Below are 12,574 nucleotides of genomic sequence, written 5' to 3' on the forward strand. Positions count from 1 at the left end.
ATGATTAAAGACCCCTTTGCCCGCCTGGGCCTGGACCGTGAAGTCCTGACTGTCAGCCAACTCAACGGCCGTGCGCGGGTGTTGCTGGAAGACGTGTTCACCAATATCTGGGTCGAAGGCGAGATCTCGAACCTCGCCCGCCCAGCCTCCGGCCATGTGTATTTCACCCTCAAGGACAGCGGCGCCCAAGTACGTTGTGCGTTGTTTCGCAACAATGCCGCACGGGTGCGCCAGGCGCTGAAAGATGGCCTGGCGGTGAAGGTGCGCGGCAAGGTCTCGCTGTTCGAGGGCCGTGGCGACTACCAACTGATCCTCGACACCGTAGAGCCCGCCGGTGATGGCGCGCTGCGTTTGGCCTTCGATGCCTTGAAGGAAAAACTCAGCGCCGAAGGCCTGTTCAGTGCCAAGCGTAAGGTCCCACTGCCGGCCCATCCTCGACGCATTGGCATTATCAGTTCGCCCACCGGCGCAGTGATCCGCGACATCATCAGCGTGTTCCGCCGCCGTGCGCCGAACATCGAGCTGACCTTGATCCCGACCGCCGTGCAAGGCCGCGAGGCGATCCCGCAGATTGTCCGCGCGCTGAAACTGGCCGATGCGCGAGGCTTTGACGCACTGATTCTGGCCCGTGGCGGCGGCTCCCTGGAAGACCTCTGGTGCTTCAACGAAGAAGCCGTAGCCCGCGCGGTGGACGCTTGCGTGACCCCCATTGTCAGCGCCGTCGGACATGAAACCGATGTGTCCATCAGCGACTTCGTGGCGGACGTACGCGCCCCTACCCCATCCGCCGCCGCAGAATTGCTGGCACCGGACGCCAGCCATCTGGTGCGTCAGGTGGAAAATCTGCATCGCCGCCTGGTCATGCTGATGCGTAACCGCCTGACCCATGACCGCCTGCGTCTGGAAGGCATGGCCCGTCGCCTGCGCCACCCCGGCGAACGTCTGCGCCAGCAGGCCCAGCGCCTGGATGATCTGGATATGCGCCTGCGCCGTGCGTTTGAACGCAGCCTCAATACCCGTCGCGAGCGCCTGATCCGCCTGGAAACCCGCCTCGCCGGCCAGCACCCCGGCCGTCAACTGGCGCTATTGCGCCAGCGCCTGAACAGCCTCGCCGAACGCTTGCCCCGCGCCATGCGCGAAGGCCTGAAGGCCCGTCGCCTGCAACTGCAAAGCCAGGTGCAGACCTTGCAGGTGGTCAGCCCGCTGGCGACATTGGGCCGTGGTTACAGCATCCTGCTGGATGAGCGCGGCCATGCCATTCGCAACGCGGCGCAAACCCACACCGGCCAGCGTCTCACCGCGCGTCTCGGTGAAGGCCAATTGCAAGTGCGCGTGGAAGACAACCACCTGACACCCGTCACCCTTTCGTTATTGGATTGATTGATGCCTCGTCTCTTTAGTTTGTTGATGCTGCTGTGCCTTACCTTTAATGCCCACGCCGATAGCTATATCAGCCGTACCTTGAACAAACCGGTGCCGGGTGGTGTGGCCGTGGTCGACCTGGGCCCTTCGGCGGCAGCGCCGAAAGCGACCTATCAAGGCAAGCCGGTGCTGGTGGTCAAGGAACAGGACAATTGGCTGGCGATTGTCGGTATCCCGCTGAGCGTCAAGCCGGGTAACGAGCGCATCAGCAGCGGCGGGCGCAGTCTGCCGTTTATCGTCGGCTATAAGAAATACCCGGAACAGCGCATCACCCTGAAAAACAAAAGCCAGGTCAACCCCGACCCGGCTCAACTGAAGCGCATCGAAGGCGAACTGGCCGTACAGCTCAAGGCCTACCGCAGCTTCAGCCCCAACCTGCCGAGTAACCTGGTGCTGGATAAACCGGTAAACGGGCCCCTGTCGAGCAAGTTCGGTGTGCGCCGTTTCTTCAACGGCGAAGAGCGCAATCCGCATTCGGGCCTGGATTTCGCCGTGCCGGCCGGTACGCCGATCAAGACGCCGGCGAACGGCAAGGTGATTCTGGTCGGTAACTACTTCTTCAACGGCAACACCGTATTCGTCGACCACGGCCAGGGCTTTATCAGCATGTTCTGTCATATGTCGAAGATAGACGTGAAGGTCGGCCAGCAACTGGTGCGTGGGACAGTGGTGGGCAAGGTCGGCGCGACTGGCCGCGCCACCGGCCCACATATGCACTGGAACGTCAGCCTCAACGATGCGCGGGTGGACCCTGCGATCTTTATCGGCGCGTTCCAGCCCTGAATGACTCGATTGCGTGCGCTGCAAAGCGCGCGCAATTAAATTCATAACCCACCGAATTTTCAGGCATAAAATCTCGCCTCCTACGTAAATAGCAGAACTTCTCTCAATTTTTCTCGCCTGCTTGCCATCTTTCACCCCGGCGGTTAGGGTTGAGCTTATGAAAACCTCTCACACCCTCATTCAGCTCCGCCAGCACCGCAGCCTGTGCCTCGTCAGCGCACGACTGCCAGGCTGAATCGATCTGCCTCGTCTCTACGCTTTATCCCCAAAAACAGTTCCACGGCAGGCCGCCTTTTCTCGGCCCCTACAACAAAGGATTTCCCGATGAGCATGCTCAAAGACCCGTCTTCGAAGTACCGCGCGTTTCCGACCATCGATATCCCGGACCGCACTTGGCCATCGAAGACCATCACCACCGCGCCGATCTGGTGCAGCTCCGACCTGCGTGATGGCAACCAGTCGTTGATCGAGCCGATGGACGCAGTGAAAAAACTGCGCTTCTGGAAGACCCTGGTCGCCGTCGGCGTGAAGGAAATCGAGGCATCGTTCCCTGCCGCGTCGCAAACCGACTTCGACTTCGTGCGCACCCTGATCGAAGACAATCACATCCCCGAGGACACCACCATCCAGGTGCTGACCCAGGGCCGTGAAGACTTGATCGCACGCACCTTCGAATCCCTGCGCGGCGCCAAGAAAGCCATCGTGCACTTGTACAACGCCACCTCGCCGTCGTTCCGCCGCATCGTGTTTAACCAGGACAAGGACGGCATCAAGGCCATCGCAGTCAATGCGGCCAAGCTGTTCGTCAAATACGCTGCCCAGCAGCCGGAAACCCAGTGGACCTTCGAGTATTCCCCAGAGACCTTCAGTGCCACTGAACTGGAGTTCGCCAAGGAAGTGTGTGACGCGGTGATCGAGGTGTGGAACCCGACGCCTGAGCACAAGATGATCCTCAACCTGCCAGCCACCGTGGAGTGCGCCACGCCTAACATCTATGCCGATCAGATCGAGTGGTTCGGCCGCCATATCAACCGCCGTGACAGCGTGATCATCAGCCTGCACACCCACAACGACCGTGGTACCGGCGTGGCCGCTACCGAGCTGGGCTTGATGGCCGGTGCCGACCGTGTCGAAGGCTGCCTGTTCGGTAACGGCGAGCGTACCGGTAACGTCGACCTCGTCACCGTGGCGTTGAACATGTACACCCAGGGTATGGACCCGCAGTTGGACTTCTCCGACATCGACGGTGTGCGCAAAGTCGTCGAGGAGTGCAACCAGATCCAGGTACACCCCCGTCATCCGTACGTCGGCGATCTGGTGCACACCGCGTTCTCCGGTTCCCACCAGGACGCGATCCGCAAAGGCTTCACTCAGCAGAAAGACGATGCGCTGTGGGAAGTGCCGTACTTGCCGATCGACCCGGCTGACATCGGCCGCAGCTACGAGGCAGTGATCCGCGTTAATAGCCAGTCGGGCAAAGGCGGCATCGCCTACCTGCTGGAACAGGAATACGACATCAGCTTGCCACGCCGCATGCAGATCGAATTCAGCCAGGTAGTCCAGGCCGAAACCGACCGCGTGGGCCTGGAGATGACCGCACCACAGATCTACGCCTTGCTGCAGCGTGAATACCTGCAAGCCAACACTCCGTACGCGCTGGTCAGCCATCGCCTGCAGGAAGAGAACGGCAACAGCTTTGTCGAAGTGGAAGTCTCGGGCAAGGGCCAGGGCGAAACCAACCTGCACTGGAAGGGCAAGGGCAACGGCGCGCTGGAAGCCCTGGTGGCTGGCCTGCCGATTGGCGTGGAAATCATGGACTACAACGAACATGCGATCGGTGCGGGTACCAACGCCAAGGCAGCGGCCTATATCGAACTGCGTGTGAACGGTGAACGTCCAGTGCATGGCGTGGGCATTGATGAAAACATCACCACGGCGAGCTTCAAGGCGCTGTTCAGTGCGCTGAACCGATCGCTGAGCCAGCAGGAAGCCAAAGCGGCGTAACCTTAGCCGTCATACAAAAGGCCCCTGGGTGAGAACCCAGGGGCCTTTTTATTGAGTTCCAGATTTGGGTTGCCTGCCAGGGACGCATCTGGGGCAAGCCCCCTCCCACATTTTGAATGTATTCACAAAGCAAAGTGTGGGAGGTGGCTTGCCCCCCCCGATAGCGGTCTGTCAGACAAACTGAAAGCTATCGGCATCCAGATTCGCCGGAAACTTGGTGCGATACGCAGCGAGCTCAGCCGCGTCAAGGCACACCTGGAACACCCCGTCCGCCTCCCCCGCACTCAGCAGGCTCTCGCCCTGGAAATCCAGCACTTGGCTATCGCCAGTGTAGGCAAAGCCCTTGCCGTCGGTGCCCACTCGATTGACCGCCGCTACGTAGCACAGGTTCTCGATAGCCCGCGCCGGCAACAACCGGTTCCAATGCTGGCGCCGCGCGCCCGGCCAATTGGCGGTGTACAGCAGCAAGTCAGTGTCCTGGGGATCCCGACTCCACACCGGAAAGCGCAGGTCGTAGCAAATCAGCGGCCGAACACGCCAACCTTTCAACTCGAACTGCACCTGGCGCTCGCCGGGTGTGTAGTGATTGTGTTCACCGGCCATACGAAACAAATGACGTTTATCGTAGTGCAACACCTCGCCATCCGGCCGCGCCCATAACAGGCGGTTGCGGTGGCTGCCATCAGCGGCCTGGATGATCACGCTACCGGTGATCACCGCGTTGTACTTCGCAGCCTGGGCCTGGAGCCAATGATGGGTCGGGCCGTTTTCCGGCTCGGCGAGGGTTTGCGAGTCCATGGAGAAACCGGTGGTGAACATCTCCGGGAGCACGATGAGGTCGGCGCCGCGGGCCTGCTCCAGCAGCCCGTCGAAATGTTCGAGGTTGGCCTGGCGGTCGTGCCAGGCCAGGGTGGTCTGGACCAGGGCGATATTCAAATTCGGCAGTGCACTCAGATCACGCATAGTTTTTCAGCTGCCTGTTGCAGCGTTTCCTCGCGTTTGGCAAAGCACAGGCGCACCAGGCGCTGGCCTTGGGGTGGGGTCTGGTAGAACACCGAGACCGGGATAGTCGCCACACCGTGTTCACGGGTCATCCACAGGGACATGGCGACGTCATCCAGGTCCGGGCGTATTTGTGAGTAATCCACTAATTGGAAGTAGGTTCCGGTCACCCGGGTAAAGCTGAAGCGTGACGGCGCCAGCAGGTCGCAGAACAGATCGCGCTTGGCCTGATAGAACGCAGGCAGTTCGTCGACGTGCTCCGGGTGTTCGGCCATGAAATCGGCCAAGGCGAACTGCAACGGGGTTACGCCACAGAAGTTGACGTATTGATGCACCTTGCGCAATTCAGCCGTCAGGGCCGGTGGCGCGACCACGTAGCCGGTTTTCCAGCCGGTGACATGGTAGGTCTTGCCAAAGGAGCTGACCACGAACGCACGCAGGTACAGCTCTTTATGGGCCAGCACGCTCACGTGGGGCACGCCGTCGAATACCAGGTGTTCGTAGACCTCATCGCTGACCAGGTAGATATCGCGGTCGCGGATCAGTTCGGCCAACTGGTCCAGCTCGGCGCGGCTGATCAGCGCGCCAGTCGGGTTGTGCGGGGTGTTGAGGATGATCATGCGCGTGCGTGGCGACAGCGCGGCCTTGATCTTCTCAAAGTCCAATGCAAAGCCTTGCAGGCTCAGTTGCACATGGACACAGCGTCCCCCGGCCAGTTCGACCGAGGGCTCATAGCTGTCGTAGCAGGGATCGAACACGATGACTTCATCGCCACTGCGGATCACCGCCTGGATCGCACAGAAGATCGCAGCCGTGGCACCGGGGGTGATGGTCACTTCGCTGTCCGGGTTGACCGTGGCGCCATAGCTGCGAGCGATCTTGCCCGCCACCTGTTGACGCAGCGCCGGAAGGCCGGTCATCGGGGAGTATTGGTTATGCCCGCTGGCAACATGTTTGCCCACGGCATCGAGTAAAGCCTGGGGGCCGTTGAAGTCGGGAAACCCCTGGGAGAGGTTGAGCGCACCGGTTTCGGCAGCCAATTGCGACATAGTGGTGAAAATAGTGGTGCCGACATTCGGTAACTTGCTGTTGATCATTCGGTGAGTCCCTGCTGAACACCTGTCGCTGCAATGGCGCGGTAAGGGTCGAGGATAGCCCATGCGGTTGTCAGAAAAAAAGCCGACACGCGCCATTGATAGCCATGACCAGTATCGGCCTTCTACCGCGTCCTCTGCGACGAACGGACTGTCTCAGTGTGCATAACAGGTATTTCTAACAGTTACCTCAACGAAGAAAAAAGCGCCTAACTAATCAGGCTTACCCCATCAGCGAGGCAACCCATGTCAACCACTCTCCTCCACAAAACCGGTGAACTGGATCCGTCGTTTGGTGAACGCGGAGTCTTGCCGCTCAACATCGAAGATGGAGCGATTTTCAGGGCATATGGACTGAACAGCATTGACGACAAGTTACTGGTTTCCGCCAGTGTTCTGAAGGATATGAACACTTACACCCAAGGCCACTTCGTCTATTTCAACCTGCAAGCAGATGGGCAGCCCAATCAAGGTTTCGGTAAAAATGGAATCGTGACCGGGCTCTTTGAACCATCGGATCAGCAATGGCCCTCAAATGGCCTGAAAGTGCTCACGGCGGATCACCAGTCCTACTTGCTGTGCGGAGCCCTGACGCACAACTCAAGCACTCCCGTACCCGCAGTAGCTAAAAGCCAACTAACCGGAGCACCCGTCCTTCAGTTCGGTAAAAACGGCCTATCGGTACTGAATCTGCCAATCACCTACGAACAAGGCCCCAACCAAGCGCCAGGCGTGGACGCGGCCCTTCAAAGTACCGGGAAGATAATCACCCTGCACTTGTACACAGGCGAACCCGGACACTGGGGAGCTCTGATAGCCCGTATAAATGCCGACGGCCAAACCGACCTCGCCTTCAATAGTGGCCGTGGCTATATCGACACCCTTAAGGCGGGCGAGAACACGGCTTTAGCAGGCCTCGCCATTCAAGCGGACGACAAGATTCTCGCTTACGGCCACAGCGTCCATGTCAGGGGTATCAAGACGGGAATCCTCCAGCGTTACACCTCGGAAGGTGCGGTAGATACAACCTTCGCGATCAGCGGCGAGTACCGAACCCAGGATCATCAATACCTTGATCTCGTTGCCACCCATGAAAAGATCCTTGCGTGCGGCTCTGCTGCGCAAGGAGCACTGCTTATCTCACTAGACCCCGACGGCGTGCCGGATCCCGGCTTCAACAATGGCCTACCGGTAATCACGGCAAACGTGACCCGTTGGCACAAGTTGCTGGTGGACTCTGGCAAAATCGTAGCGGTCGGCACCCTTGAAGAGGTATTGAACAAAACGGCCGTGATGGCGCGCTTCAATAGCAATGGCGAGATCGATACAAGCTTCGGGCCTAACGGCACCGGCATCGTTGAGCTGGACTTCAACCAGCAGTTCAGCGAGCCCATTGGGCTGGTCATGGACCAACAAAAACGATTGCTCGTATTGATGTCCTTATCAGGCCTCACGCTTGAACCAACCTTCCTGCTGGCTTGTTATTTTTCCGAATCGCAGGCGTAAAAAAGGCGCCACCGGCGCCTTTTTAAAGCTTGAATCAGCGCTTGTCGCGGCGCTTCTTGTCGGCCTTCTTGTGGTGAGTCATCAAACGACGCTTCTTGTTCACCTGACGGTCAGTCAGTGTGTTCTTGTTGCCTTCGTATGGGTTCTCGCCCCCCTTGAACTCGATACGGATCGGCGTACCGACCAGCTTCAAGACACGGCGGTAGGTGTTTTCCAAGTAACGCACGTAGGACTTAGGCACCTTCTCGATCTGGTTACCGTGGATCACGATAATCGGCGGGTTGGCACCACCCAAGTGGGCGTAACGCAGTTTGATCCGGCGGTTGTTGACCATCGGCGGCGCATGCTCGCCCACCGCATCTTCCAGGATCTGGGTGAGACGGTTGGTCGGCCAGCGGGTGACTGCGGACTTGAAAGAATTCTGTACGGAAGCGTACAGGTTACCCACGCCAGTACCGTGCAATGCCGAGATAAAGTGAATATCGGCGAACTCGACGAAGAACAGGCGGCGCTGCAGCTCGATCTTGACGAAATCGCGCTCGCTCGGCGTCATGCCGTCCCACTTGTTGATCGCGATGACCAATGCCCGGCCCGCTTCCAGGGCAAAGCCCAGCAAGTTGAGGTCGTGGTCCACCACGCCTTCGCGGGCGTCCATCACGAAGATCACCACGTTGGCGTCTTTGATCGCTTGCAGGGTTTTCACCACGGAAAACTTTTCAACTTCCTCGTGGATCTTGCCGCGCTTGCGCACACCGGCTGTGTCAATCAGCGTGTACTTCTCGTCGTTACGCTCGAACGGGATGTAGATACTGTCGCGGGTGGTGCCAGGCTGGTCGTACACGATTACCCGGTCTTCACCGAGCATACGATTGACCAGGGTCGACTTGCCGACGTTAGGACGGCCGATGATGGCGATCTTGATACCGTCTTTTTCACTAGGGCCAGGAATGCGCTTGGCTTCCTCACCTTCGGCAACGATCTCTTCTTCGCCTTCTTCTTCCTCAGCATCATCCTTCGGGAAGTCGCGCAGAGCGATTTCCAGCATCTGCGTGATGCCGCGGCCGTGGGCACCGGCAACCGGGATCGCGTCGCCCAGGCCCATCGGGCTGAATTCAGCACGGGCCGCCTCAGGATCGATGTTATCGATCTTGTTCGCGACCAAATAGGAACGCTTGTTACGCTTGCGCAGGTGCTCGCCGATCATCTGGTCGGCAGCGGTGTAGCCAGCGCGGGCGTCCACCAGGAACAACACGACATCGGCTTCTTCAATGGCCAGCAGCGACTGCTCGGCCATTTTTTCGTCCATGCCATGCTCATCACCGGAGATACCACCGGTGTCGACAATAATGTAGGAGCGCCCTTGCCACTTTGCCTCACCGTATTGGCGATCACGGGTCAGACCGGACAAGTCGCCGACAATAGCGTCGCGAGTCCTGGTCAGGCGGTTGAACAAGGTGGACTTGCCGACGTTAGGTCGGCCCACCAGGGCGATTACGGGAACCATGCGGCTCTCCACTTCGTTATTTCAGAAAATACAAAAGCCGCTGCAGGGCAGCGGCTGGTGCTCGGGGCAGCATCGTCAGATGCCGCATGCCCCGCCGAAGCGGGGCCGCCTGGGTGTTACCCCAAGCATAGTTCTTACTTGATGGTCAGGGCTTCCAGCTTGCCGCTGTTGCCATACACATAAAGCATGTTACCCACCACCAGCGGACGCGCGCGTAGGCCGTCGCTGTCGATACGCTCGCGACCTACGAAGCGACCATCCACCTGGCTCAGCAGATGCAAGTAGCCTTCGAAATCGCCGACCGCTACGTAGCTGGAGAACACTTCCGGTGCCGACAGTTGACGGCGAGCCAGGGAGTCGTTGCTCCACAACGCGGTGGTGGAACGCTCGTCGACACTTTCAACAGTGCCGGATGCCAGGCTGACGTAGACGCTGCCAAACCCTTGGGAGACACCGGCGTAGCTGGAAGCATCACGCTGCCAGTTAACGCGGCCGCTCTGCAGGTCCAGCGCCGCAACACGGCCCTGATAGGTGGCGACGTAGAGGGTTTCACCCGACAGCAGCAAGCCACCGTCGATATCCACTACACGATCCAGCTCGGAACGACCTTGCGGGATTGCCACACGGGTTTCCCAGGCCGGCACGCCGTTCTGGGTGTCCAGGGCGACCACTTTACCGGTCGACAGGCCTGCAACGGCCAGATTGTTGGTTACAACCGGACCACTGGTACCACGCAGGGTCAACACCGCAGGAGTACTGTCGTACAACCAGCGCTGGTTGCCGGTAGCGGCATCCAGACCGATTACACGGTCATCCTGGGTCTGCACCACAACGATGTCGCCGTTGGTGGCAGGGGGTGCGAGGACTTCACTGGTCACGCGAGCGCGCCATTTCTCTTCACCGGTGCTGGAATCGAGGGCAACCACTTCGCCTTTCAGCGTGCCGACCATCACCAGGCCATAACCAACGCCTACGGCGCCGGACACAGGCAATTCGAGGTCAGTCTTCCATTTCACATCGCCGTTCATGCGATCCATGGAGATCACTACGCCGGTCACGTCAGCAGCCACAATGTTGTCACCGTCGATTGCCGGAACCAACATGTTGTAGGTCTCGCCCTGGCCGTCACCGATGGAGCGGCTCCATTGCTTTTGCAGGACTACTTCTTCCTTGAAGCTGGTCAGCTCGGCCGGAGGCAGTTCTTTTTTACTGTTGCTGCTGCAACCCGCGGCCAGAACGGCCAGAGCCAGCAATGCTGCATGTTTCCAACGGATCACGTCACGCATCCCCTTTGGCCAAGTCGTCGAGCTTGATTTGTAAGCCACCGACCGCCGCTTCATCAGACAGCGCCGCCTTGGCTTTCTTGTACGCAGCATTGGCTTCATCGGTACGACCCAATTGGACCAACAGGTCGCCCTTGAGCTCTTCGCGAGTAGCAACAAATGCCTTGTCCGCATCACCGTCGAGCAGTTTGAGTGCTTCGTCAGCTTTGTTCTGTGCCGCCAATACCTGGGCCAGGCGCTGACGTGCGATTTCACCCAGGGTCGGGTTGGTCGGCTTGTCGGCGATAGCCTTCAGTTCTGCAGCGGCGTCATCCAGCTTGCCGGTATCGACCGCGACCTTCGCGACGAACAGGCTGCCGTATTGGGCGTAGGTGCTACCGCCGAATTCGTTCTTCAGCTTGCCGGCCAGGTCCGCCACTTGCGCAGGGTCGGGCTTGCCGTCCGGCGTCAGGGTGGTTTCCAGCAATTGCTGATAGAGGATAGAGGCGCCCTGGGACTGGTTGGCCTGATATTTTGTCCAGGCTTGCCAGCCGAACACCACCACTAAAGCCAGCAGACCGCCAGTAACCAGGGGCTTGCCGTTACGCTGCCACCAGTCCTTGAACTCGGCCAACTGCTCATCATCAGTACTCGACACCCCAATACTCCTTAATCGCTAAATTCGGCTGTTCGACAGCTTCAACCCTGCACGACGCAGGTGGCCAAGTGCGCAGCGAGCGCATCAAAGGCAATGTTCTGTTGCTCGCCCTGGCCACGCAGGGGTTTGAAACCTATCACTTGCTGGGCCAACTCGTCATCGCCGAGGATCAGTGCATACAGTGCACCGCTCTTGTCGGCCTTCTTGAACTGACTCTTGAAGCTGCCCGCGCCGGCATTGATCTGAAGGCGCAGGTTCGGCAACTGGTCGCGCACGCTCTCGCTCAAGGCCAGGGCCGCCAGTTCGGCTGCCTCACCAAAGGCGCACAGGTACACATCCACCTGGCGGGAGATTTCTGCGGGGATTTGTTCCAGAGTTTCCAACAGCAGGATCAGCCGTTCGATGCCCATGGCAAAACCCACGCCGGTGGTCGGCTTGCCGCCCATCTGCTCGACCAAGCCGTCGTAACGGCCACCCGCGCACACAGTGCCTTGGGCGCCTAGTTTGTCAGTGACCCATTCGAACACGGTTTTGCTGTAGTAATCGAGACCACGCACCAACTTAGGGTTGATTACGTAGGGAATGCCGGCCGCATCCAGGCGAGCCTTGAGGCCCTCGAAGTGCACGCGGGATTCGTCATCCAGGTAGTCGGCCATTTTCGGCGCATCGACCAGTACGGCTTGCGTGTCGGCGTTCTTGGTGTCCAGCACGCGCAACGGGTTGGTTTTCAGACGGCGCTGGCTGTCTTCGTCCAACTTGTCCAGATGCGCAGACAGGTACTCGACCAGTGCGACGCGGTAGCGGCCACGGGATTCGCTGGTGCCCAGACTGTTGAGTTCAAGCTTGACCGCATCACGAATGCCAAGCATGCCCCACAAGCGCCACGTCATCACGATCAGCTCGGCATCGATGTCCGGACCGTCGAGGTTGAATACTTCCAGGCCGATCTGGTGGAACTGACGATAGCGGCCTTTTTGCGGACGCTCGTGGCGAAACATCGGACCGATGTACCATAGTTTTTGCGGCTGGCCGCCACCGGTGAGGCCGTGCTCAAGCACAGCGCGCACGCACGCGGCAGTGCCTTCCGGACGCAGAGTCAGGGAGTCGCCGTTACGGTCTTCAAAGGTGTACATCTCTTTTTCGACGATATCGGTCACTTCACCGATGGAGCGCTTGAACAGCTCGGTGAACTCGACGATCGGCATGCGGATCTGCTTGTAACCGTAGTTATCCAGCAGACGCGCGACAGTATTCTCGAAGTAGCGCCACAGGGGCGTCTGCTCCGGCAGGATGTCGTTCATGCCACGAATGGCTTGCAGAGACTTGCTCACATCAAATC

At 59.3% G+C, this 12,574-nt stretch carries 10 protein-coding genes; 4 read left to right on the top strand and 6 right to left on the bottom strand.

The window, feature by feature from the left end; translation table 11 throughout:
* The 3 genes from xseA to leuA all read left to right on the top strand — a co-directional run bounded on the left by xseA (nucleotide 1) and on the right by leuA (nucleotide 4,209).
* Nucleotides 1-1,380, top strand: coding sequence for an exodeoxyribonuclease VII large subunit (xseA, locus tag LRO94_RS23450; RefSeq protein ID WP_179179900.1), 1,380 nt, complete (start codon nucleotides 1-3; stop codon nucleotides 1,378-1,380).
* 3 nt (nucleotides 1,381-1,383) lie between these two features.
* Nucleotides 1,384-2,205: a M23 family metallopeptidase gene (locus tag LRO94_RS23455; protein ID WP_032890722.1), complete on the top strand. Its 822-nt coding sequence runs from the start codon at nucleotides 1,384-1,386 to the stop codon at nucleotides 2,203-2,205.
* A 324-nt stretch (nucleotides 2,206-2,529) separates the two neighbouring features.
* The gene (gene leuA / locus LRO94_RS23460) at nucleotides 2,530-4,209 is read left to right on the top strand and encodes a 2-isopropylmalate synthase (protein WP_179179899.1); all 1,680 of its coding nucleotides are present in this window, start codon (nucleotides 2,530-2,532) and stop codon (nucleotides 4,207-4,209) included.
* Between the two features lie 171 nt (nucleotides 4,210-4,380).
* Here the strand turns inward: leuA and LRO94_RS23465 are convergent, their stop codons facing one another.
* Entirely contained in the window at nucleotides 4,381-5,172 is a 792-nt protein-coding gene (locus tag LRO94_RS23465; RefSeq protein WP_095185818.1) for an amidohydrolase, read from the bottom strand.
* Nucleotides 5,160-6,308, bottom strand: coding sequence for a pyridoxal phosphate-dependent aminotransferase (locus LRO94_RS23470; RefSeq protein WP_032890720.1), 1,149 nt, complete (start codon nucleotides 6,306-6,308; stop codon nucleotides 5,160-5,162). The genes LRO94_RS23465 and LRO94_RS23470 overlap by 13 nt, the downstream gene beginning before the upstream one ends.
* A gap of 243 nt (nucleotides 6,309-6,551) precedes the next feature.
* Here LRO94_RS23470 and LRO94_RS23475 point away from each other — a divergent pair, with 243 nt between their 5' ends.
* Entirely contained in the window at nucleotides 6,552-7,811 is a 1,260-nt protein-coding gene (locus LRO94_RS23475; protein ID WP_179179898.1) for an NHL repeat-containing protein, read from the top strand.
* 34 nt (nucleotides 7,812-7,845) lie between these two features.
* Here LRO94_RS23475 and der read toward each other — a convergent pair whose 3' ends face one another.
* The 4 genes from der to hisS all read right to left on the bottom strand — a co-directional run bounded on the left by der (nucleotide 7,846) and on the right by hisS (nucleotide 12,566).
* Nucleotides 7,846-9,315: a ribosome biogenesis GTPase Der gene (gene der, locus LRO94_RS23480; RefSeq protein ID WP_032890716.1), complete on the bottom strand. Its 1,470-nt coding sequence runs from the start codon at nucleotides 9,313-9,315 to the stop codon at nucleotides 7,846-7,848.
* Between the two features lie 134 nt (nucleotides 9,316-9,449).
* Nucleotides 9,450-10,601 carry an outer membrane protein assembly factor BamB gene (bamB, locus tag LRO94_RS23485; RefSeq protein WP_032890714.1) on the bottom strand — a complete coding sequence of 384 codons (1,152 nt, stop codon included), beginning with the start codon at nucleotides 10,599-10,601 and terminating at the stop codon, nucleotides 9,450-9,452.
* The gene (locus LRO94_RS23490; RefSeq protein WP_032890712.1) at nucleotides 10,594-11,235 is read right to left on the bottom strand and encodes a YfgM family protein; all 642 of its coding nucleotides are present in this window, start codon (nucleotides 11,233-11,235) and stop codon (nucleotides 10,594-10,596) included. The genes bamB and LRO94_RS23490 overlap by 8 nt, the downstream gene beginning before the upstream one ends.
* A gap of 41 nt (nucleotides 11,236-11,276) precedes the next feature.
* Nucleotides 11,277-12,566: a histidine--tRNA ligase gene (hisS, locus tag LRO94_RS23495; RefSeq protein ID WP_032890710.1), complete on the bottom strand. Its 1,290-nt coding sequence runs from the start codon at nucleotides 12,564-12,566 to the stop codon at nucleotides 11,277-11,279.
* Nucleotides 12,567-12,574 lie beyond the last annotated feature (8 nt).

Source organism: Pseudomonas sivasensis, assembly GCF_021391435.1.
In the GTDB taxonomy this organism is placed as follows: domain Bacteria; phylum Pseudomonadota; class Gammaproteobacteria; order Pseudomonadales; family Pseudomonadaceae; genus Aquipseudomonas; species Aquipseudomonas sivasensis.

Bases quoted from the DNA above. Each gene is read 5' to 3' on its own strand.
- xseA (WP_179179900.1), top strand. From the start codon at position 1: ATGATTAAAGACCCCTTTGCCCGCCTGGGCCTGGACCGTGAAGTCCTG.
- LRO94_RS23455 (WP_032890722.1), top strand. From the start codon at position 1,384: ATGCCTCGTCTCTTTAGTTTGTTGATGCTGCTGTGCCTTACCTTTAAT.
- leuA (WP_179179899.1), top strand. From the start codon at position 2,530: ATGAGCATGCTCAAAGACCCGTCTTCGAAGTACCGCGCGTTTCCGACC.
- LRO94_RS23465 (WP_095185818.1), bottom strand. From the start codon at position 5,172: ATGCGTGATCTGAGTGCACTGCCGAATTTGAATATCGCCCTGGTCCAG.
- LRO94_RS23470 (WP_032890720.1), bottom strand. From the start codon at position 6,308: ATGATCAACAGCAAGTTACCGAATGTCGGCACCACTATTTTCACCACT.
- LRO94_RS23475 (WP_179179898.1), top strand. From the start codon at position 6,552: ATGTCAACCACTCTCCTCCACAAAACCGGTGAACTGGATCCGTCGTTT.
- der (WP_032890716.1), bottom strand. From the start codon at position 9,315: ATGGTTCCCGTAATCGCCCTGGTGGGCCGACCTAACGTCGGCAAGTCC.
- bamB (WP_032890714.1), bottom strand. From the start codon at position 10,601: ATGCGTGACGTGATCCGTTGGAAACATGCAGCATTGCTGGCTCTGGCC.